Here is a 22494-nt window from a genome sequence, read left to right on the forward strand (position 1 = left end):
CACGATGACGTTCATATATGGGGATGCGGACACCAGGACCGGGCCGGCCACTGGTGCATGGGCTTCATATGGGCTTGCGCGCAATGATCACCTGACTTTTCGGCATCAATTGGTCGAGCGCCTGTTTCATCAGGCCTGACTCTGGCAACTGGATGATCTGGTACCAGAGTTTGGCCCAGTCGTTCAGCAAGGGCGGGTAGGGGGGCTGCACGACGTCGTGGGACGTACCTTCGCGCTCGGCACCCAGTGGCTTGGTCAGCGTCCAGTAGAGACACATCCAGAACGTCCAGAAGAACCCGAACGAGTCGCGGCGGACGATCTCCAGTCCGGCCTCGCTGACCAACTGACCGAACTCCTCGCGGCCGAACACGTGGATATGGTTGGGTCGCTCGAAATACGCCGCTGGGGCGAACCCGCGCTGGATTTCTTCACCCACCGGATCGGGCACGGCCAGCAGGTACAGGGCACCCGGCTGACCGACGCGCACCAATTCACGGAGAAAGGCCGGAGGGTCCTCGACATGCTCGAGCACCTCCATGGAAATCACCCGCGACATGCTGGCATCGGCCACGGGCAAGGGAATACTGTCGGAGACGAAGCCCTCGGCCTTGCGCGCCGGGGTCAGGGCGACACGCTGGCGCAGCGAATCGATCTTCTGCGCCACTACATCGGTGAAGGTCACATGGGCGCCGCGATTGGCACAAAACAAGGTCGCGCCCCCCGCACCGCAGCCGACATCCAGCACGCTGTCCTCGGCACTCACGGCGAATCCGCTGAACAGTTCGTCACTCTTGCCCAGGTACCAGCCACTCTGCACCGCGTCGACCAGGCCGCAGTCACGGGAGTCGACGAAATCGGGGGCGCTGGAGACTTCCTGCCAAATCGCCTCACCCGAGCGCGGATCGTTTTCCAGTCCTGCCAGGCGGCGGTACAAGTCGAATGGATTCATGGGCCAGGCGTCTCATCAAGGTTCAAAAAATGCAGCAAGCGCTCGCGCGCCACCTGCTGGGAGCAATGACGCTGCAGGCGCTCGATGGCCGTAACGGACATCTGCCGGTAGCGCTCAGGCTCCTGCACCGCGCAGTGGTAGGCGCGACTATAGGCCTGAACCAGCGAGGTCCAGTCGATTTGGTGCCGGCAGGTGCGATAGGCCAGGCGCGGGTCATGAGGCCAAGCCGTGGCGTCTAGCCAGGTATCGACCACAAAGGCGACATCCCCATCGATGTAGTCGCTCATGGCCGAATGCCGGGGGGCGACCGCCGGCTTGCCGCATGACAGGTACTCCATCAACGGCAGGCACTGGCCCTCGCCATGGGAGGCATTGACCACAAAATGGGTGGCCTGAATCAAGTTCTGGTAGGCCATTTTATCGAGATAACCATGCAATATCACCACCCGGCAGCGGAAGGCAGGCAGGCGTGCCAAGCCCATCAACATGCCCTCGATCGCTTCGCGGTACTCATGGTGACCTAGCTTGAACACCAGTGTCGCATCAGCGGTATCGCGAAAGGCAGAACAAAACGCCGTCAGCATGTCGACCCAGTTCTTGCGGCCATCGTAAGGATTGAATACCGCGGTGAACACCACTCCCTCGAGCGTCAGGTGGCGTGGCGCCGGTTCCCAAGGCGAAACCTCGGGCAGCGGCGCAACCACCGCGGGCCGTGACGGACGCAACCGATTGATAAGACTCGTCAGCGGCGTGGGCAGGCTGTCCCTCCAGACCAGGCGGTACCATTCAGCCAGGTAACGCAGGGTAATCCGCAGCGCGCTTACCCGCGGCGCCGTCGCGCTGGGGAGCGACGGCGCAACGGGTAGTGGCTCTGGCGCCTGCTCGGGGCTTGGCGAGTCGCTGACCGGCACCTGTCCACGCGCCGCGGCAACCGCCGCGGCGACCGCGTCGGGGCCTGGCATCCAGGGCTCCAGGGACAGGTCACGGGTATCGAACAGCACACCACGGGCGATATTCAGCTCATAACGGGCCTCGCGGGGCAATGACGCAGCCTTACGCACCGCCTGGAACTTGTCCCATACCGGTGCGGGAACCGAGACCACCGGGAAATCCGCTCCCAGCGCATCGCGTACGGTTTGTGCGGTGAAGGTCGAATGCACAATGGCGCGCCCGCAGCGGGCCAAACCATGACGCCAGTCGTGCTCGGGGCGGTCGTACCAGCTCTGAGTGGGTATGGAGTCGAACTCCCAGGCAAACACCGGCACCGTAGGGCATTCGAGGTCAAGCGGAGTGCGGTGCGGCGGCGAAAACGAGAGGAACAAACAACCCTCGCCCCGGGCCAACGCCTCGCGATAGATCACATCGACCTCACGGCCTGGGTCCGTAACGACTATGACCTCGCCCAGGGGTTCGAGCACCGGTAGGAATTCGCGCAGGACGAAATAGTAGCTGTACTCCGGCAGTCCCAGGCTGGCTTCAATGGTCGTTGCGTTGATTTCCGAATACACGAGAATTTTCATCGGTTGGCCCCCTCCACCCCGGCATTCACCGCGCCAGGCTCGAGGCCCGGTAACTGCTCGAGGAAGTCGCGCAAGGCACTGGCCACCGTGTCCACCGAGCAGTAACGCTGCATCCGCTCGAACGCGTGCTGCGACATCTCACGGTACTGCAGTGGCCGCTCCCGGGCATCGCGGTAGCTGGCACGATAGGCATCGACCAGTGATTCCCAATTCAACCGGTGGCGCCGGGTACGCAGCTTGCCGGTCGGGTCATGGGACCAGCAGGAGGGCTCTGGGCTGCTCTTGAGCAAGTACGCCAGCTGAGGGTCCAGGTAGTCGCTCATTGCCGTGTGCAGGGGGCCCAGGACCGGTTTGCCGGCGCTGAGGAACTCCATCAGCGGCAGGCATAATCCTTCGCAAGCGGAGGCGTTGACATAAAAATCGCTGACTTGGATCAGCTCACGATACTGCTCATCAGAGAGATACCCATGCACGACAGCCACCCGGCACTGGAAGGGGGCCAGGCGCGACAGCAACGTCATCAGCACCACCCGGTAATACTCGAGGTCATGGTGCGTCATCTTGACCACCAGGGTGGCGGTCGGTGTCTCCTTGAACGCCCAACAAAACGCGGTAACCAGGTCCACCCAGTTCTTGCGCCCGTCACCTGGATTGAGAACGGTGGTGTAGACCACTCCGCTCAGGTTGATCTGGTGCGGTTGCGGCTCGCGTATAGGCTCGGGAGCTGGCTCAAGTTCTGGTTCCGGCTCGGGCTCAGGTTCTGGTTCTGGTTCTGGTTCTGGTTCTGGTTCAGGCTCCAGCAGGGGTTCCGGTTCCGGTTCGGGCGGCGGCGATGGAACGGCTCCCAGGCCCAGCTCGGCCAACCAGTGTCGCCAGAGCATACGGCTGGTATGACGCTTCTCAGCCCAGGAGAGCAGGGTCACTGCCGGTTCGACCAGGGTCTGCGGCTCGCAGGCGACCTCGACTTCGGCCTCGATTTCGACAACAGGCTCGATCTCGACCGGCACTTCAACCACCGGCACCGGCGTGCGCACCAAACCGTCGGCAGACAGTCCGAGGATCGGGCTGTCAATCAAGTAGCCGGTAAAGGCGAAAGGTCGCTCGGTCGCCAGCGGCCCCCAACCACCCGGGCGATAGAGGTCCGCGAAGCGATTCCAGACGGGTGCGGGTACCACCAGTACCGGAAAATCGCCCATCACCTGCCGCACCGCCGTCGCCGATTCCTCGCTGAGGGTGATTGCAGCGCCGTTGCGGGTAAACACGTACCGCCAGTCGTTACGCGGATCCCCTTCCCAAGGCTCATCCGGCAGTGCATCAAATTCCCAGGCGAACAGACTCAGGGTGGGGCAGCGCAGGTCGACCGGTGTCTGATGAGGAGGGCTGACGCTGAGGAAAACCACCCGCTCACCCGCGGCGCGGTAGTGATCGAAAAGCATATCCACTTCGGCTGCGTCAGCGGTTTCGATCACCCGGCCGACCTGCTCCAAGGCAGGTATGAACTCACGCATGAGAAAGTAGTAACTGTACTCAGGCTTGCCCAGCGAGGCCTGGATGTCGGTTTTACCAATTTTCGAGCTAATGAGAATAATCATAAGTGTTGGCTTAATATTAAGCGGGCGGCTTGCGCCAAGGCTCAAGCGCCTTGGCGAACAGGCAAGGGCCCCTGAATTATTGTTCCAAGCTCAACGGCCGGCTTACGCGGCATGAACAGCGCCTGAACGCGGCTTTTCCGCGAAAATAAAGCGGCGTATAGCATCAGTTATCAACCGCCAATGCAAGAAACTCTGCAGCCTGTGACACACAATGGAATAATCTTTGCGAACAGCAGGGCCGCCGGCCCTCGCTTCCGTCCGTCGTGGCATCAGTACCGTCTGGCTGTACGCGCGGCGCTCCGCCCCCTCAGTACAGGATTTCCCATGAACCTAATTCGCCTGTTCGCCCTTACCGCCCTGGTCGCTGCCACGGGCAGTGCCACCGCTACCAGTTTCGTGGCCACCACCGATGCGGTAGGCGGCGCGATCATGGAAAGCTCGGATGTCACCTCCGATATTTCCTCATCGCTTAACGACGACAAGCTGGTCCGTGCCGCGCGGGACGACGCCGCCGCCTTCGTCGCCAGCCAGGGCGGTATCCGCGGCCCGCAGCTGGAAGCGGCACTGCAGCACATTCGCCAGCAAGCGCCGCAGTTGCGCGCCGACGACCTGCGTCTGGCCGAGGCGATTCTGGCCCGCTGAAGCCAGGCGGCCGGGCACCGCGGCACGCCAGCGGAACCGCCGCGGGTCCTGGCCGTCCAACGAGCCCCAGCTTCAATCCCTAGCGGAGATTTTCCATGCGCAGTTCCCTGCTTGTCCTCGGCTTCGGCCTGTTGTTCGCCGTCACCACCGCCCAGGCGCAAACCCTGGTGGCCACCAGCAATATCATTGTGCGAGCGATCGATCGCACCTTCGATTTCACCTCCGACACCACCACCTCGGTGCGCGATGCCAAAATCGTCCGCGCCGCCCGTGACGATGCCGCCAGCTTTGTCGCCAGCCAGGGGGCGATCCGTGGCGTGCAACTGGAAGCCGCGCTCGGCGCCATCCGGGCTCGCGTACCCGAGGCCCGCGACGCCTCCGATCAGGTGCTGGCCGAAGCCATCCTGAGCCTGTGAATCACGCCTGGCAGCGCGGACTGCTGATCGCGCTGCTCCTCGCCACTCACTCGGTGCAGGCGGCCTTGCGCCTGGACCTGGCCACCGATGGCTTGAGCCCGGAGCAACGCCAGGCCAGCCAACGCCTGCTCGACGAGGCCATGGCCGCGCTGCCACCGACCCTGGTCCAACGCCTGGACCGCCGGGTCCAGGTGCGCTGGTCGGACGACCTGCCGGATGACGCCTATGGCCGTGCCAGTCGCGTCGATGCCCTGGAACTCAATGCTCGCCTGCTGCCGGCGCTGACCGAGGGTACGGCGGCCCGCCAGGCGACCCAACGCCCCCACGGCACGCAGCGCCGGGAATTGCTGGCGACCCTGGTGCACGAGCTGGCGCACCTGTACGACCGCGCCCGCCTGTGGTCCGACGCGGAAAAATCTTCGCTGCAACGCTGCCGGCAACGGGCTTCGAGCCTGGGACTGGTCGGCCTGCCGGCCGCGTGTCGCGGGCAGACCGCGCGACGCTTCACCCTCAGCGACGACCCGCGCCTGCTCGACCTGGCCGGCTGGGCGCAATACGTCGGTCGTCGCGGCCAGCGTGAAGCGCAGAATGGCCAGGTGGCGCGCAGCCCGGACCCCTACGAATTGAGCAACCCTCGGGAATTCGTCGCGGTGAACCTGGAGTACTTCCTGCTGGACCCGAGTTATGCCTGCCGGCGTCCCGCCCTGCATGCCTACTGGCGTCAGCACTTCGACTGGGCACCCGCTCCCGCCCCGGCCTGTGCCCAGAGCCAGCCCTACCTGAACGCTGGCCGCGATTTCGCCCGTCAGCCCCTGGGCCAACTCGACCCGACGCGGGTCTACGCCGTCGATTACCTGCTGGCCGAGCCCAACCAGGCCTGGGCCAGCCGCTGGGGCCACAGCATGCTGCGCCTGGTCATCTGCGCGCCCGGCCGGCCGCTGGGGCCGGACTGCCGCCTGGACCTGGACCAGCACCTGGTGCTGTCCTACCGCGCCTTCGTCGGCGACGTTCAACTGTCCAGCTGGGACGGCCTGACCGGCGCCTACCCCTCGCGGCTGTTCGTGCTGCCGCTGGCTCAAGTGATCGACGAATACACCAAGGTCGAGCTGCGCGGTCTGCTTTCGGTGCCCTTGAAGCTCGAACGCCCGGCCCTGCAGGCGCTGGTCGAACACGCCGCCGAGCTGCACTGGAGCTACGACGGCGACTATTACTTTCTGTCCAACAACTGCGCGGTGGAGACCCTCAAGCTGCTGCGCAGCGGCACCCGGCAAGCGGCCCTGGAAGACCTCGACAGCATCATGCCCAACGGCCTGCTCGACCTGCTGGTGGCCCGCGACCTGGCCGATCGCAGCGTGCTGGACGACCCCCGCGAGGCCCTGCGCCTGGGTTACCGCTTCGACTCCTTCCGCGACCGCTACCAGACCATGTTCGAGGTGCTGAAAGAGCGCCTGGCAGTGCCCCAGGCCGAGGTGGAGGATTGGTTGAGCCTGCCAGCCGAGGCACGCCGTCCCTGGTTCGCCCGGGCCGACCTGCGCGCCAGCGCCGCGCTGCTGTTGCTCGAACAGGCGGCGCTGCGCCAACAGCTGCTGCTGGCTCAGGACGAGCTCAAGCGCAATTACCTGAGCGATCGGGTGCAGCCCGACGGCGCTTTCGCCAAGGCCGGCAGCACCCTTGCCCAGTTGCTGGACAGCAGCGGTTTTCTCAGCCGCCCGGCCGAACTGCTGGAGGGCGGCTACGGCCTGCCCCAAGCCGGCGAATGGCAACGCCTGGAACAGCAAAGCACCAGTCGCCAGCAGCGGCTGCGCCAGCTCAGCGACGAGCTCGACCTGGAGGTACGCCGTCTGCTGGTACCGGCACGCCGTCTGGAGCTGCAAGCCAGCGAAGCCAACCTCAAGCAGCTCGGCGAACACCTGCGGGCCCTGCACAAGGCGGCAGGCGGATTGGTGTTGCCGTAGGCGTACGCCGCCTTGGCAAGGTGCGCCGGTAGGGCGGCCTCGGCGCGTCGTCCAGCGCCAGCCCGCCGCAGCTGTGCGTGGGTGTATCACATGCAACTATTACCGCCTACCGCGCCCTTAAGGTGTGCCCGCATCCTCGTCCACCGAGGGCCCGAGATATTCCTGCGGCTCCTCGGGCAGCGACCCGGCCAATCGCAGCCAGGGCAGGCGATCCTGAACCCAGATCTGCCGGTCCGCGGGGGCGCTTTCGGGGTGGTCCAGGGTCGCCACGGTAATATCCAGGGAGCCGGGACTGAGGCGGGTGTACAGCGCCAACTGGGCCCCACAGTCGCCGCAGAAATAGCGGGTGCAACTGACCGAGCTGGCATGCTGGCGCGGCGTGCCGTGCAGCCAGACAAACGCACTCAGCGGCAGCGTGGCCCAGGTGGTGAGGATGCCGCCGCTGGTGCGCCGGCAAATGGAACAATGGCAATGGGCGATATCGTCCAGCACCCCGTTGACCTGGTAACGGATGGCGCCGCAGTGGCAGCCACCTTGCTGCGAGTCTGGCATGCTAGCCTCCCTGAGAATCCGGCCGTCCAAGCACGACGCGCCCCCCTCTTCGACCCGCCGGACTGTCCCGTGACCGAGTTGCTCTTGGCCCTTTGGCCGCTGTTCGCCCTGATCGTCGGCGGTTATGCACTGCGCCGCTGGGACTTCCCCGGCGAGGCATTTTGGCCGGCGGCCGAGCGCCTCAATTACTATATCCTCTTTCCGGCCCTGCTCTTCAGCAGCCTGGCCCGCGCCCCCCTGGACAACCCCGCCCTGCCGCGCCTGGCGCTGGCCGTGCTGCTGGGCCTGGGCATTGGCTGGATTGCCCTGCTGCTGTGCAAACGCCTGCGCGGCTGGCCAGCGGGCCGCTTTGGTGCCCTGACCCAGGGCCTGCTGCGGTTCAACACCTACCTGGGGCTGGCGGCGGTGGCCAGCCTGTTCGGCCCGCCAGGCCTGACCCTGGCGGCCCTGATGCTGGCCTTGATGGTACCGGCGGTGAACCTGATGTCGGTCTGGGCGCTGACCGCCGAACGTGGCATCGGACCCCGCGCCTTGTTGCTGCCAATCCTCAAGAATCCCTTGATCCTCGCCTGCGCCGCGGGTGCGCTGGCCAACCTGAGCGGCCTCGGCCTGCCGGGCGGCAGCGACCGTCTGCTCGGCCTGCTGGCCGCCGCCAGCCTGCCGCTGGGGCTGCTCTGCGTCGGTGCCGCGCTGCGCCCGGAGCAACTGCACGGCGAGCGCTGGAGCCTGGGGCTCAACTGCCTGCTGCGCTTGCTGGGCATGCCGCTGCTGGCTTGGGGCGTGGCCCGTGGCCTGCAGCTGCCGGTCCTGGAAAGCAACCTGCTGATCCTGTTCTTCGCCCTGCCCACGGCGCCCACGGCCTATGTGCTGACCCGTCAGCTGGGGGGCGACAGCCAGTTGATGGCCGGTCTGATCACCTTGCAGACCCTGCTGGCAGGGTTCAGCCTGATGCTGGTGCTGTCGTTGTTAATGACGCTGCCCGGCGCCTGATCCCACAACCCCTTCCCACGGGAGCCCTACCCATGCCGCTGCCGCCCCTCGCCGCTTCGTCCGACACCGGCCTGCTCGGGGCCTGCCAGCTCAAACGCCTGTGGTCGCGGGCGCAACGCCAGTGCCAGGGAGTGCGCGAGGCGCCGGACCCCCTCGACCCTCTGGTCCTGCACGCGCTGGGCATTGGTCTGGAGCAGGGGCTGGGTTACCTGTACGGCAGCCAACCGGACTTCGCCACCTTTGAACGCTGGATCCTGACCACCGCGGGGCCGCCCAGCAGCGGCCAACTGGCGCGACTGAATGCCCTGGCGCTTGGGCAACCGCTGCCGGCGGCGACGCGCCAGTGGCTGACGCAGATCGAGGCCATGGCCGATGTGCTCGGCCCGGCCGACCTGCAGCACTGGCATGAGCGGGGTTACCTGATCCTTCACCACGCCGTGCCTGAGGCGCAACGTGAAGCGGCGGTCGAGGCCGTGCTGCAGGCCAGCGGCGCCCGCCTCGACGACCCCGGCAGCTGGTACCGGCCACGTCCCCAGGGGGTGATGGTGCCCTTGATCCAGCACCCGGCCCTGCAGGCCAACCGCGAGTCGCGGCGGATCCACAAGGCCTTTGCCCAGCTCTGGGGCAGCAGCGATCTTTGGCATTCGGTGGACCGGGTCGGTTTCCATCCCCCGGCACCGGCGTCCAGTCAACGACCGCCGCTGCACTGGGACGTCGACCTGGTGCCGCCCATCCCCTTTGGCACCCAGGCCTTGCTGTACCTCACCGACACCCCGGCCGAACAGGGCGCCCTGACCCTGGTGCCCGGTTTCCATCGACGCCTCGACGCCTGGCTGCACAGCCTGCCGCCGGACACCGACCCCGGCCAGTGCGACCTGCAGGCCCTGGGTTCGCGCCCGATCGCCGGCGCCGCCGGCGACCTGGTCATCTGGCACCAGGCCTTGCCCCATGGGCCCGGCCCGAACCTGGGCCAGCACCCGCGCCTGGTGCAGTACCTCAACCTGGCACCGGCACCCGCCGCTGCCTTGCCGCAGTGCTGAAGCGGCGGCGCGGTTGCGGTTAATGCTCCACCGCCTCGAAGCGCTCGCCGCGAAACACCCGGGTGGGCTGGCCCCGCGCCACCTGGTGGTGAAACAGCCGCCGTTCGGCCCGCCGCTCGCCGTGCAGCTGATCCTGCTGCGCCTGCAGCTTGTGGGCGATCAGCAGCACCGCCAGGCGTTTATTGGCGTGCTGGCTGCGCTCGCTCTGCACCTTGACGCTGATTCCGCTGGCCAGGTGCGTGGCGCGGATCGCCGAATCGGTCTTGTTCACGTGCTGCCCCCCCGGGCCCGAGGCGCGCTGCGCCTCGAAGCGGATCTGGCTTTCCAGGGTCGGCGCGGGCGGCAATTGCAGCGCACCGCCGAAAAACCAGTTCTTGCGCGGGTAATGGGGCCGGTAGGGGCTGGCGCAGATCCATTGCAGGGTGCCCTGCCAGCGTGCGGCCAGCCGCTCGACGCGGTCGTCCGCAACCGACGCCGACAACCCCAGCAACAGCGAGCGCCAGGTGCCGGGCTGCTCGCCCGGTTCGCGTTCGATAATCGCCAGCTCGACGCCAGCCGCGGCGGTCTCCTGTTCCAGGCGCGCCAACGCCTTGGCCAGCGCCAGGCAGCATTCGGCCGGCCCCTGGGCCGCGGACAGTTGCAACAGCAGCATCAGCAGCACTCCCCGCGGGTCTTGTAGGTCAACACCGGCTTGAGTCGCGCCAGCAGCTCGATCAGGCCGGCGGCCTGCAGGCTGTGGATCACCGAGTCGATCGACTTGTAGGCCTCGGGCGCCTCCTCGTAGATCAGCGCCCGATCGGCGCAGATCACCCGGCTGCCCAGGGCAGTGCGCGCCAGTTGCAGCGGGCTGTAGCGTTTGTCCAGGCGCCCCTTGCATTCGGTGCGCATCCATTTGCGTCCGGCGCCGTGGGCCAGCGACAACAGGCTGACCTCGCTCGGCAGCGGTCGCACCAGATAGCTGTAGTCGCCCCGCGAGCCGGGGATCACCACCGGCCCGGCATCGGCGGGTGTCGCGCCCTTGCGGTGCAGCCAACCGCCCTGGCCATCGACACGCGCCGCACTGACCAAATTGTGATGGATATCCAGCAGCGCCGCTCCCGTGCTGCGCCATTGCGCCAGCATGCGCCGGGCAATCAATTGCCGATTGGCCTCGGCATACTTCAGCGCCTGTTGATGTTGCGCCAGATAACCATCCGCCGCCGCGCTGCCCTGCTCCAGCCCGGCATGACCGAAAGCATCCACGTGCTGGCGCAGGATGGCCTGGCCGAGGCCACGCGAACCACTGTGCACCAGCAACAGCAACTGCCGGTCGCTGATGCCCAGGGCCTGAACGGCACTGGCGTCATAGATCTGCTCGAGCTGCTGCAGCTCGGCGAAGTGATTGCCGCCGCCGATGGTGCCCAGCGAGCGCTCGAAGCCGCTGGGCACCAGGCCCAGGGCGTCGATCTCGGATTGCCAGTCCGCGTCGAGCGGGCCGTCGATGCTGCCCAGGCGCTTTTCCAGCTTGTCCAGGTTCAACCGGCGGCTGTCCAGATCGGTCGACCAGAGCGCCATGCCACAGCCGATATCGTTGCCGACCAGTGCCGGGTAGAAATGCCCGCGAGAGAAAAACGCCGCGCCAACCGGATAACCCCGCCCGGGGTGCAGGTCCGGCATGCCGACCACCCGCTGCATGCCCGGCAGCTGTGCGCAGTGTTGCAGTTGCTGGATCGCGTTGCCTTCGATCCAGGTGTTTTCCGAAGCGATCAGCGCTACGCGCTCGCCCAGGTTTTGAATAACCGTGCCCATATACCCATCCAAATGGGAAAAAACGAAAAAACGTGGGGGCAGGCGTTACGCGCGGGTTTCCCGGCTTCGTTCAGGACGAAGTTGCACGCGTGAGCGTGGGGAAAAACCGGAAAGTGCGGGGCCGCTGGAAACCCGAAGGGTCTCGACAACGGCGCGGGCGATTAACCCAGACGCGGCCTGCAAAGGGTGATGATTGATTGCATGATAAAACCCTCCTTTGCGGTGCGATTGATGAAGGCGCGTATGCTAAGCCGATTGCGCCGTGGCGGCAATCCCCGCTTTTGCCAAATGCCGCACAGGCACGCGGTCAGAACAGCGCCAGCTGATCCGGCGCGCTGGCCGGTCCCGGAGCCGGGTGCGGCGCTGGCGGGCTGGGCGGCGCCGGCGCGGCCAACCGCTGGGCCAGGCCGGCAGCCCGCTCGGCGCGGGTGTTCACCGCCTCGGCCAGACGCGCCGCCAGGCCCCAGACTTCCACTTTGTGCTTGGCCCGGGTAATGCCGGTATAGAACAGCGATCGGGTCAACAACGGGCTGGGTTGCTCGGGCAGCACCAACAGCACCTCGGAAAACTCCGAGCCCTGGCTCTTGTGCACGGTCATGGCGAAGGCGCTCTCGTGGCTGGGCAGCCGCGCCGGGGCGAAGGGCCGGTAGCCCTGGTCGGCGGCCTCGCCACTCTCGAAATACACCCGTAGGCCCTGGTCGCTGGCCAGGCAGAGGCCGATGTCACCGTTGAACAGGCCCAGCGCGTAGTCGTTCTGCTGCACCATCACCGCGCGGCCGGGGAACCAGCGCTCCCGCGCCGGCAATCTGAGCTCGCGCTTGAAGCGGGCTTCGAGGGCTTCGTTGAGACCGGCGACGCCCCAGGCCCCTTCGCGCTGAGCGGTCAGCGCGCGAAAGGCATTGAAGGCGCCGAAGGCGCTGGTCACATCGCCCTGTTGCGCGGCGTGGAGGTAAGGGCCATACCCCTGCTCCAGGCGGTCAAGCAAGGCCTGCGGAGTCGGCTCGGGCTGCCAAGCCAGGTCGGGGCGCGACTCGGCGAGCAGGCTGAGCGTGCCGGCGGCATCCCCGGTGTTGATTCGCCGGGCCAGTTCACCGATACCGCTGTCGCCGGCAAAGCGGTGGCTGTGGGTCAGCAGCACCACCGCCTCGCCCAGCCGCGAAACGCGCCCGGCGCCCGCGCTCGGGCCCTCGCACAGTTCGGCGAACACCGCGCCCGCTTCGACCGCGGACAGCTGGTCCTTGTCGCCCAGCAGGATCAACCGCGCCTGGGCCGGCAGGGCATCCAGCACCTTGGCCATCAGCGCCAGGTCGACCATCGAGGCCTCATCCACCACCAGTACGTCCAGCGCCAGCGGGTTGCCCGCGTGATGGCGCACCGCCGGCGTGTCGCCGCGGCTGCCGAGCAGACGGTGCAGGGTGCGCGCCTGCTCCGGCAGGGCCGCCTTGATCGCGTCGCTGACCGGCAGTTCCGCCTTGGCGTTGCGAATCGCCTCGGCCATCCGCGCCGCCGCCTTGCCGGTGGGCGCGGCCAGGCCGATGGCCAACCCGGCTCCGCCGTCCGGATGGCCGCCCCGCGGGAGGCCGCCCCGCGGGAGGCCGCCCCGCGGATGGCCGCCCCGCTGCTCCAGCAACGCGGCGAGCAGGCGTACCACGGTGGTCGTCTTGCCGGTGCCGGGACCACCGGAAATCACCGCCAGCCGGCGGCGCACCGCTTGGGCCGCCGCCGCCCGCTGCCAGTCCGGTCCGGACTGGTCGGCATTGCGGGCGAACAGCCGCGCCAGGCTGTCCTGCAGGCAGGCCTCGTCCACGGCCGGCGCACCCTCCAGCCGGGCCAGCAGATCAGCCGCCAGCTGCGCTTCATAGGCCTGGTAGCGGGCCAGGTACAGGCGCTCGTTCTCGAGGATCAGCGGCGCGAACTCACCGGGGCCACCGACCAGTGGCGAGGCCTGCAGCGCCGCCGTCCAGGCGGCCAGCGGCGGCAATGGCAACCCTCCCTCGACCTCGCCCCAGGCACGTTTACCGGCCCAACGGGCCAGCGGCAGACACACGTCACCGGCGACCAATGCGCTGCAGGTCAGGGCCGCGGCCGCCAGCACCACGGCCTCTGCCTGGGGATCGAGGCGCTGCAGGCTGCCGACAAAGGCGCGCTCCAGCGGGCCGAGCGGCAATTGGGCCAGGGCCACAGACGGACGAGGTTCGGCGGCCATCAGTGCGCTCCCACGAACAGTTGATCGAGGGCATCCAGCAGGCTGTCGGCCGGCCGGGCGAAATACACCCCGGCCTCCGGCATGCCGCGCAGGAACAGGTAGAAAGCACCGCCCAGCTGGCTGTCCTGGAAATCCACCAGGCGCTGGCGCAGAAAGCGCCGCAGGGCCACCAGGTAAATCAGGTACTGCAGGTAATAGTGCTCGCCGGCCAGGGCCTGCAGCAGGCGCTCGCCGCCATAGTAACGGGCGTCGGGGCCCAACCAGTTGGACTTGTAGTCGGCGATGTACCAACGCCCTTGATGCTCGAAGGTCAGGTCGATAAAGCCCTTGAGAAAACCCTTCAGGCTGTCGAACTCCAGGCGTGCCGCCGCGTCGCGCAGCACGGCGGGCAAGCCATGGACCGGGTCGGCGAGAATCGCCCGCAGGCGCCCCACCTCGAGGTTGTCCACCGGGAAGGTAAAGCCCAATTCCGGCAGCCGGCGGCTCGCCTGCAAAGCCGACAGGCACAGGCCCTGGCCATCCAGGTCGGTGTCGAGCACTGCCTGCAGCTGCGCCACGGCCAGCTCTGCCCATTCCAGCGGCAGGCCATGGCCGCTGAGGGCCGGTGTCATCAGCTGCTCCAGGCTGCCCTTGCCGCGGGCCCAGTCCTCCAGCACAGCATGCAGGCAGGTACCGGCGCGGGCGCCGCGGGGGAAGGCGTAAAAGCCGTTGCCCGGTTCGCTGGCATCGGGGATGACCAGCGCATCGCGGTCCGGCGCCTCCATATGCAGGCCGGCCGCCAGGCCGGAAAAACTGCCGATGCGCCAGGCGCTGTACAGCGTGCGCTGCAGGCTGGCGAGCTGGCGGGGCGGCGCGGCGCGGTGCTCGCCGCCGGCCTGGTCCTCGACCGCCAGCAGTGGCAGGCGGCCGATACGGCCCTCGCTGGCCGCGGCCAGCCGGTCGATTTCACCGCGCAGCTCGCCGGGACCCAGGGTTTGCAGATGGCCGGAGAGTTCCCCAAGGGCATCCTCGCCCGGCAGCTGGCGACCGTGCAGCAACCAAGCCAGGGCACTGCTGTGCAGACCGGATTCGCTGAGGCTGCCGTCTTTTTTTGCCTTGCAGTCCACCGGTCCCCAGTGCAGCCAGAGACGGTCACGGGCCCGGGTCAGGGCCACGTAGGTCAATCTCAAACGCTCGGCGAAACGCTCCCGGCGGGCACGCTCACGGTGCCGGTCGAGCTGGTCGCTGCCCAGGTCGAGCAGCGGTGTGCCGTCGTCAGCATGGCAGCTGATGTCCTCGGCCTGGCGCAACAGGGCGCCATCCCACAGCCAGGGGCAGAACACCAGCGGGTACTCGAGGCCCTTGGAGGTGTGAATGGTCACCAGCTGCACGCGCTCGGCATCGCTTTCCAGGCGCAACAGCGCGTCTTCCCCGTGGTTGTCGGCGCCGCGCTGGCCCTCGAACCAGCTGAGCAGCTGTTCCAGGCTCGCCTGCTGCAGGCTCTCGGCCTGCAGCAGCTCGGCCAGGTGCAGCAGGTTGGTCAAGCGGCGTTCGCCGTCCACCAGCACCAGCAATCGCTCGGCGATTTTTTCCTGGTCCAGCCAGGCGCGGAACGCCCGCATAAAGCCATGCTGCTGCCACAGCTGGTGATAACGTTCGGCGGCTTCGCGCTCCTGGTCCCAGGCGCGGGCGTCTTCCTGGCAGCGCGCCAGGTCGGCGGCCGAGCGGCCCAACAGGCGCGTGGCCAGGGCATAGCGCAACACACCCTCGCGGCCGGGCTCGGCGTAGGCGGCCAACACCGCCGCCAGCTCGGCGGCTTCCTCGCTGAGCCAGACGCTCTGGTTGCCACGGCGCACGCTGGGTACCCCGCGCGCCGCCAGCTCGGCGGCGATCTCGGAAGCCTGGCGGTGACTGGCGACCAGCACGGCGATATCGCCGCCCTTGAGCGGCGTGCGCAGTTGGTCCTGTTCGAAATAGGCCTGCCCATCGCGACTGGCGGCCAGCACGCCGGCGATCCGCCGCGCCGTGTCGCGAGCCGCCAGGGCGCCCGCCTCGCCCTTGCCCAGGTGTTCGTCACCGAGCCAGACCAGCGCCAAGGCAGGCGCCGGGGCCTGCTCGTCGGCGCTGGCCGGCAGCACCAAACGCGGCCTCGGCCGGACGCTGGCGCCCACCGGCGGGTAGTCCAGGCCCGGCTCGGCGAACGGCCGGGGGCGGTCGAACAGCTGGTTCAGCGCGGCGATCAGGGCCGGGGTGGAACGGTGGTTGGTGGTCAGGCTGTACTGCCGCGCGACCTCGCCGCGGGCCTGCAGGTAGGTGGCCAGGTCGGCGCCGCGAAAGGCATAGATGGCCTGCTTCGGGTCACCGACGAAACACAGGTCGCCGCCCGCGGCGTAGATGCTGCGAAAAATCCCGTACTGGACCGGGTCGGTGTCCTGGAATTCGTCGATCAGGGCCAGCGGATACTGCTCGCGCAGGGCCTGCGCCAACCAGCCACCACCCTCGCCCGCCAGGGCCAGCTGCAACTGGTTGAGCAGGTCGTCGAAGGCCAGCAGGCGCTGCGCCGCCTTGCGCTGCGGCAACTGCTCGTTGAGCTGGGCGATCAGCCGCACCTGCAGGTCGACCAGCCGTTGCGCGGCTTCTGGCTGCGTGGCCTCGAGCGCGTCGCAGAGCTGCTGGAGGCTGTCGGCAAGCGTACCCAACGGGCAGTCGAAGCCCTTGTTGGTGCCCTTGCGCAAGGCCTCGCGACTCAGGCGGCGCAGGCCCTCCCCCTTGCCGAACAATGCCGCCGGATCGCTGAAATAGCCGTGCAGTTCCTGCTGCCAGGCGCCGAGCTTGTGCGGGTCATAACTGCGCTTGTTGAACCCGTCGAAGGCCTTGAGCTGCGCCAGCCACGCGCCGTTGTCGCGCTGCCAGGCCTGTTGCGCGCACTGCCAGGCCTCGCGCAACGCACTGAAACCGCTGCGCGCGCTGGGCGGCGGTGCGACCCGCAAGTAAGGTTTGCCGAGGTGCTGGCGCAAGCGCTGACGCAAACTCTGCGGGGTGGTTTTCTGCTGCACCAGAAAGGCTGCCCACTCCGGCTCGGCGGCAGCCAATTCGTGGCGCCAGAGGTCGGCCAGCAGGGCATCCAGCAGTTCGCGGTCGTCCTGGGTCAGCTCGTTGTCGAAATCGCCGCCGGCTTCGAAGGCGGCATCCTGCAGCGCCCGCTGGCAGAACCCGTGGATGGTGAAAATCGCCGCCTCGTCGAAGCCATGTACCGCCAGCAGCAGCCGGCGGTGATACGCCGGCTCCGGGTACTGCGCCTGCAATTGGTTGAGCAGGGGGTCGGCACCCGGTCCCTGTTCGTACACCGCCAGCAACGCGGCCAGGCGCAGGCGGATGCGTTCGCGCAACTCGGCGGTGGCCGCGGTGGTAAAGGTCACCACCAGGATCTGACTGACGCTGAGCTGCTTTTCCAGCAGCAAACGCGCGTAGAGAGCCGTGAGGGTCCAGGTCTTGCCGGTGCCGGCACTGGCCTCGATCAGCGAACGCCCGTCGAAATTATCTTGCAGCAGGTCCAGGACGGGGCCGCTCATGCGTCCTCCTCGGCGCCGAGCAAGGCATCCAGGGCCGGGCCATAGAGCTGTTCGGCCAGCGCTTCGAAGTGCGCGTCCAGCGGATCGCGGTCGCGAAAGGCCAGGGCGTTCCAGGGGTCCTGGCATTCACCCAGCATAAAGTCGTTGCCCAGCCACATCACCCGCGCTTCGCTGCGCGCGGCCTCTATCGGCTCCTTGCGCCCGGGCGCACGCCACTTGCGGGCGAACCCGTGGCTGGCCTTGGGCAACAACGGCAGCGGTTCGCACAGCGCCTGGCGGTAGGCGAGCAACCAGGGCTCCAGCAGCGCCAGGGGGTTGTCCAGCGGCCCCAGGCGCCACTCGCTCTTGGGCGACAGCAGGCGGCTGGTCCGGGCTTCGGCGGCCCCCGAAGTCACGGCGACATTGAGCAGCAGATGACGCAACCAGAACGGCGCCAGCTCCCAGGCACCGAGGTCGCGCAGGCGGTAATCGAACAGGCCGCTGGCAGTGACGCCATCGAGCCAGCCATGGATGCGCACGCCGGCCAGCTCCAGGTCCACCAGCAACGGCTGCGGCGTATCCAGCGGACGCTCCTCGAACAGGGTCGGGGCAAAGGCGCGGATCGGGCCGCGTAACTGGCCCCAATAGGCCTGGCCCAGCTCCCCCACCGGCAACCAACCCGAGGCGGCAGCCACCTGGCGCTCCTGGGCCTCGCTCCAGCCGTTTTCGATGGCCTGCAAGGCCAACTGGCGCAAGCCGTGCTGGGTGGTCCACTCGAGGGCGAAGGGCTCGTCGCCGGCCAGCGCCTCTTCGGCAGCGGCCAGGCGCAGGCCCAGGCGCTGCTCGAGAAGAAAACGCGCCGGGTGCTTGAAACACTGGATCAGTTGGCTGGGTTCCAGGCATAGCCAGTCCCCTTCCGGCGCTGCCAGGCGGCTGGCGAAGGGCTGCAGCTCGGCCTGCGCCGGTTCCGCCAGGCGTTGGGCGGCGCGGAACCAGGGCGCGGCAAAACCGCTGTGGCGATCACCGGCGAAATTGCCCGGGGCGAAGGGCTGCAGCGGATGGGCAACCAGCAAGCCGGCACTGACCGCTGCGCCGTCGACGGCAACGGCCGTCAGGTCGAGGGTTTCCAGCAGCTCGCTGATCAGCACCGAAGGCGGCAGCACGGCATTGTTGCGCGGATCGCGGCCGACATAACTGAGGTACAGCGCATCACGGGCCGAGAGCAGGGTCTCCAGCAGCAGGTAACGGTCATCCAGGCGCCGGGCGCGATCGCCGCGCCGCGGCCGGCGCGCGATCAGGTCGAAGCCGGCGGCCGGGGTGCGGCGCGGCAAGGCGCCATCGTCCAGGCCGAGCAGGCACACCAGGCGGAACGGCAGGCTGCGCATCGGCACCATGGTGCAGAAGGTCACCGCACCGGTGAGAAAGCCCGACACGCCGCTGCCCCGCTCCAGCGCGCCGGTCAGCTGTTGGCGCACCAAGGCCAACTCCAGCGGCCGAGTGATCCCGGCGTCCAGCGCCTGCTGGGCCAGCGCTGCGCAGGCCTGGCTGAGCAGCAACAGGCTGTCGCCCGCCTCGCGCTCGTCGAACAGGCTGTCGATCAATTGCTGCAGGCTGCTCGCCCAGTCGGCCAGCGGCCGCGGTCGTCGCAGCGCCTCGGCAAAATCGGCCAGGCGCTGGACGAAGGCCGCCAGGCGACCCAGCAGCTGGCCGCGTGCGCCCTCCAGTGCATCCAGCGGCCAGCTGTCGCCGAGCAACGGCGCTGCTGCCCCCGCCAGTTGCGGTGGAACGGCGAAACCCAGCAGCAGGCGGTCCAGGCCCTGGCGCCAGGTAAAGGCGCCATCGTGGGGCAAGCCCAGTTGCTGGCGGTGGCCGGCATCGCGGCCCCAGCGCACACCCGCGCTGCGAAGCCAGTCGCGCAGCAGCGGCAGGTCTTCGGCCTCGATGCCGGCCTGGCGGGCAATGGCCGGCTGCTCCAGCCAGCCGAGCACTTCCTCGCCGGTGAAGCGGCTGTCGGGCAAAGCCAGCAGGCCGAGGAAGGCTTCGATCAGCGGTACCTCGCTGCGCAGGCTGCGGTCGGCGAGGCTAAAGGGAACACGGGGGGCGCCGGTGCGGGCGGCAAACACCGCTTCGATATAGGGTGCGTAGCGCTCGATGTCGGGCGTCAGCACCACCACCTGGTCGGGACTCAGGCTGGGGTCGGCGGCGAAGCGGGCCAGCAGTTGGTCGTGGAGGATTTCCACTTCGCGCAGGGGCGAATGGGCGATATGCACTTCCAGCGAGCGATCGTCTGCGCGCAAGCGCAGACGCTCGGCCGGCAGGCGCGTGCGCAGGCGCAGGATGTCGTTCTGCAAGGCACGCAACAGGCTGCTGTCCGCCAGGTCGGCGTCCTCGGAATACAGGCCGATATCCTGGCCGCCCTCGGCCACCACGGCGAACAGGCTGTCGAAAAAGTCGCGCCCTTGTTTGCCCAGGCTGGCCAGCAATGGGTGCCCGACATCGAGGTACCAATCATCGGCAGGCGGACTGAGCAACGCACCCGGGCTGGCAGCAACGGCCGACGATGCGACACGGGCCAGCTCGCGAATATCGCGGATCTCCCCCCAGGCCTCGCGGCACGGGTTGAGCGCGCAGATCACCACGTCCACATGCCGGGCCAGGCCTTCGAACACCCGCAAGTGATGGGGCGGCAGACTGCTGATGCCGAATACCAGCAAGCGCTCGGGCAGGCCGGCGATCGGTCTGTCCTGATACAGGCGCCGTAACAGGTCCTCCAGCAACCGCGCCCGGTGCGGGTGGCCGTCCTGGGTCAGCTCGCGCCAGAGCAAGGCCTGCCAGTGTTCATCCGGGCCCAGGTCCAGTAGCTCCTCGCGCTCCCAAGCCGCCAACCAGTCATCGCGAAACAGCAGGTACTGGTCGAACACATCAGCGATGCGCGCGGCCAGCGCCAACCGCCGGCGCTCGTCGCCGCCCTTCAGGTAATGGGCCAGGCGCGGGGTCTGTTCGAGGTGCGCGGGATCGCACAGCCAGTCGTACAGTCGCCAGGTCAGGGTGGTCGGCGAGAAGGCCGACTGTTCCGGCAGCTGGCCCAGCACCTGGCGTGACAGGTCCCAGACGAACTGGGCCGGCAGTTGCACCTCCAGCTGCATGGCGATGCCCTGCTTGCGCGCCAGCTCCAGCGTCAACCAGCGGCCCATGCCCTGGCTTGGCACCACCACCCGCGCGGCGGCGAACGGCTCGCGCAACGGCTGGGCCAGCAGGGTCGTGGCCAGCGCGCCAAGGGTTTCAAGATCCGGGGCGTGGTAGAGGGTGAGCATCACAGCCGCACGTGGGTGAACAGGTACCCAGAGTACCAAGAAGCGCAGCCCCGTGGGTTTCCATGGTCCAGTCGACGGGTTTTTCCGACCCCATTCTCCGCGGATGCGACATCCGGCTGGCGCCGGTGGCATTCAGCAGCTAAAGCTAAGACAAGCCGCTGATTTTTTTAGGCGTTTTGTGCGGCCCGAAACCTTCCAATAATTCGCCCTCGCCCGCCGGCGCCTGTTTCCAGGTGGCAGAGGCGCGCCCAGGGCCTGGCGCCGGGGAACCGCTGGATGCTGACCCTGCTCAACCTGCTGTCGGCCATCGCCTTGTTGATCTGGGGCACTCATATCGTGCGCACCGGCATCCTGCGGGTGTATGGCTCGCACCTGCGCAAGGTGCTGCGGCACAACGTCGACCGTCGCCCGCTGGCCTTCGCCGCCGGCATCGGCGTGACAGCCCTGGTGCAGAGCAGCAACGCCACGGCGCTGCTGGTGACCTCCTTCGTGGCGCAGGGCATGATGGCCCTGACCCCGGCGCTGGCGATCATGCTCGGCGCCGACGTGGGGACCGCGCTGATGGCGCGGGTACTGACCTTCGACCTGTCATGGTTGTCGCCGCTGCTGATCTTCCTCGGCGTGGTGTTCTTCCTCTCGCGCAAGCAAACCCGCGCCGGCCAGCTTGGCCGGGTCGCCATCGGCCTGGGGCTGATCATCCTGGCGCTGGAGCTGATCGTCAGCGCCGCCACGCCGATCACTCAGGCCCAGGGGATCAAGGTGCTGTTCGCGTCGCTGACCGGTGACCTGTTGCTCGATGCGCTGGTCGGTGCGCTCTTTGCGCTGATTTCCTATTCGAGCTTGGCCGCGGTGCTGCTGACCGCGACACTGGCCGGGGCCGGTTTGATCAGCCTGCCGGTGGCCATCGGGCTGGTAATCGGCGCCAATATCGGCAGCGGTATCCTGGCCTTTCTCAACGCCAGCATGCAGAGCCCGGCGGGCCGGCGGGTGGCGCTGGGCAGCCTGCTGTACAAGGTGATCGGCCTGCTGCTGGTGATGCCGCTGCTCGACCCGCTGGTGGGCTGGCTGGACGCCCTGACCTTCAGCCCCCAGGAACTGGTGATTGGTTTCCACCTGCTCTACAACAGCCTGCGCTGCCTGCTGATGCTGCCCAGCGTCGGCCTGATGGCGCGGTTTTGCACCTGGCTGTTGCCTGACCGCATTGAAGAGAACGGCGCGATGCGCCCACGCCACCTCGACCCGACGGCGCTGGTCACCCCGAGCCTGGCGTTGGCCAATGCGGTGCGCGAAACCTTGCGCATCGGCGACCTGATCGAGACCATGCTCAGTCAACTACTCGAAGTGCTGCGCAACAACCAGTTGGTACAGAACCAGGAACTGCGGCGTTTGGACGAGGGGGTGGGGGCCCTCTACAACGCGGTGAAACTCTATCTGGCCCAGGTGCCCCAGGAGGCCCTGAGCGAACACGATCGGCGGCGTTGGGCGGAGATCATCGAGATGGCGGTCAACCTGGAACAAGCGGGCGCTATCCTCGAACGGATGCTGGGCAAGATCCAGGACCAGAAAACCGCCCAACGCCACGGTTTTTCCGAAAGCGGCCTGGAAGAGCTGACCGGCATGCACACCCAATTGCTGGAAAACCTGCGCCTGGGCCTGTCGGTGTTTTTTTCCGGCGACCGCGCCAGTGCTCGCCAACTGCTGAAGGAAAAACGCCGGTTCCGCGCCCACGAGCGCCGCCTGGCCCATGCCCATGTCGGCCGCCTGCACCAGCAAGTGGTGCGCAGCATCGAAACCAGCGCCCTGCACCTGGAATTGATCGCCGACATGAAGCGCCTCAACTCGCTGTTCTGCAGCAGCGCCTACGTGGTGCTGGAAGCCGCCGAAACCGGCGGCCTGCACGCCGAGGAGTCGGCGGTCGACTGAACTCGACGGGTGGCCCGCTTCGATTGGACAAGCCCCCGACCGCCCATGTAAAAACGGTCCTCCCCACCCCAAGGAAG

At 67.6% G+C, this 22494-nt stretch carries 15 protein-coding genes; 6 read left to right on the forward strand and 9 right to left on the reverse strand.

Annotated features, from left to right (window positions below; translation table 11 throughout):
* Window positions 1-64 precede the first annotated feature (64 nt).
* From ABWY06_RS15520 to ABWY06_RS15530, 3 genes are read right to left on the reverse strand one after another with little or no spacing between them, the layout of a single operon-like run.
* Window positions 65-949, reverse strand: coding sequence for a class I SAM-dependent methyltransferase (locus ABWY06_RS15520; protein ID WP_353926457.1), 885 nt, complete (start codon window positions 947-949; stop codon window positions 65-67).
* Window positions 946-2469, reverse strand: a complete 1524-nt coding sequence (locus tag ABWY06_RS15525) for a glycosyltransferase (protein ID WP_353926458.1) — start codon at window positions 2467-2469, stop codon at window positions 946-948. The genes ABWY06_RS15520 and ABWY06_RS15525 overlap by 4 nt, the downstream gene beginning before the upstream one ends.
* Entirely contained in the window at window positions 2466-4061 is a 1596-nt protein-coding gene (locus tag ABWY06_RS15530) for a glycosyltransferase family protein (RefSeq protein ID WP_353926459.1), read from the reverse strand. Before ABWY06_RS15530 ends, ABWY06_RS15525 begins: the two co-directional genes overlap by 4 nt.
* Before the next feature lie 324 nt (window positions 4062-4385).
* On the opposite strand from ABWY06_RS15530, the gene ABWY06_RS15535 reads away from it, so the two are divergent.
* The 3 genes from ABWY06_RS15535 to ABWY06_RS15545 all read left to right on the forward strand — a co-directional run bounded on the left by ABWY06_RS15535 (window position 4386) and on the right by ABWY06_RS15545 (window position 7074).
* Window positions 4386-4703: a DUF2388 domain-containing protein gene (locus tag ABWY06_RS15535; RefSeq protein ID WP_353926460.1), complete on the forward strand. Its 318-nt coding sequence runs from the start codon at window positions 4386-4388 to the stop codon at window positions 4701-4703.
* 95 nt (window positions 4704-4798) lie between these two features.
* Window positions 4799-5119, forward strand: a complete 321-nt coding sequence (locus ABWY06_RS15540; protein ID WP_353926461.1) for a DUF2388 domain-containing protein — start codon at window positions 4799-4801, stop codon at window positions 5117-5119.
* The gene (locus ABWY06_RS15545; RefSeq protein ID WP_502948209.1) at window positions 5116-7074 is read left to right on the forward strand and encodes a DUF7844 domain-containing protein; all 1959 of its coding nucleotides are present in this window, start codon (window positions 5116-5118) and stop codon (window positions 7072-7074) included. The genes ABWY06_RS15540 and ABWY06_RS15545 overlap by 4 nt, the downstream gene beginning before the upstream one ends.
* A 117-nt stretch (window positions 7075-7191) precedes the next feature.
* Here ABWY06_RS15545 and ABWY06_RS15550 read toward each other — a convergent pair whose 3' ends face one another.
* Window positions 7192-7626 (reverse strand): GFA family protein, encoded by a 435-nt coding sequence (locus tag ABWY06_RS15550; protein ID WP_353926462.1) that lies wholly within the window; start codon window positions 7624-7626, stop codon window positions 7192-7194.
* A 69-nt stretch (window positions 7627-7695) separates the two neighbouring features.
* Between ABWY06_RS15550 and ABWY06_RS15555 the strand changes: the two genes are divergently transcribed.
* Window positions 7696-8616, forward strand: coding sequence for an AEC family transporter (locus ABWY06_RS15555; RefSeq protein ID WP_353926463.1), 921 nt, complete (start codon window positions 7696-7698; stop codon window positions 8614-8616).
* A 32-nt stretch (window positions 8617-8648) separates the two neighbouring features.
* Window positions 8649-9656 carry a phytanoyl-CoA dioxygenase family protein gene (locus tag ABWY06_RS15560; RefSeq protein WP_353926464.1) on the forward strand — a complete coding sequence of 336 codons (1008 nt, stop codon included), beginning with the start codon at window positions 8649-8651 and terminating at the stop codon, window positions 9654-9656.
* A 19-nt stretch (window positions 9657-9675) separates the two neighbouring features.
* Here ABWY06_RS15560 and prfH read toward each other — a convergent pair whose 3' ends face one another.
* From prfH to recC, 5 genes are all read right to left on the reverse strand, one after another.
* A complete protein-coding gene (gene prfH, locus ABWY06_RS15565; RefSeq protein ID WP_353926465.1) occupies window positions 9676-10308 on the reverse strand; it encodes a peptide chain release factor H in 633 nt (210 codons plus the stop codon).
* Window positions 10308-11444 (reverse strand): RNA ligase RtcB family protein, encoded by a 1137-nt coding sequence (locus ABWY06_RS15570; protein ID WP_353926466.1) that lies wholly within the window; start codon window positions 11442-11444, stop codon window positions 10308-10310. The genes prfH and ABWY06_RS15570 overlap by 1 nt, the downstream gene beginning before the upstream one ends.
* A 307-nt stretch (window positions 11445-11751) precedes the next feature.
* Window positions 11752-13626 (reverse strand): exodeoxyribonuclease V subunit alpha, encoded by a 1875-nt coding sequence (recD, locus tag ABWY06_RS15575; protein ID WP_353926611.1) that lies wholly within the window; start codon window positions 13624-13626, stop codon window positions 11752-11754.
* Between the two features lie 23 nt (window positions 13627-13649).
* The gene (recB, locus tag ABWY06_RS15580; RefSeq protein WP_353926467.1) at window positions 13650-17201 is read right to left on the reverse strand and encodes an exodeoxyribonuclease V subunit beta; all 3552 of its coding nucleotides are present in this window, start codon (window positions 17199-17201) and stop codon (window positions 13650-13652) included.
* Window positions 17198-20494, reverse strand: coding sequence for an exodeoxyribonuclease V subunit gamma (gene recC / locus ABWY06_RS15585; protein WP_353926468.1), 3297 nt, complete (start codon window positions 20492-20494; stop codon window positions 17198-17200). The genes recB and recC overlap by 4 nt, the downstream gene beginning before the upstream one ends.
* A 276-nt stretch (window positions 20495-20770) precedes the next feature.
* On the opposite strand from recC, the gene ABWY06_RS15590 reads away from it, so the two are divergent.
* Entirely contained in the window at window positions 20771-22417 is a 1647-nt protein-coding gene (locus ABWY06_RS15590; protein ID WP_353926469.1) for a Na/Pi cotransporter family protein, read from the forward strand.
* Window positions 22418-22494 lie beyond the last annotated feature (77 nt).

Source organism: Pseudomonas sp. (assembly GCF_040514055.1).
Taxonomy (GTDB): domain Bacteria; phylum Pseudomonadota; class Gammaproteobacteria; order Pseudomonadales; family Pseudomonadaceae; genus Aquipseudomonas.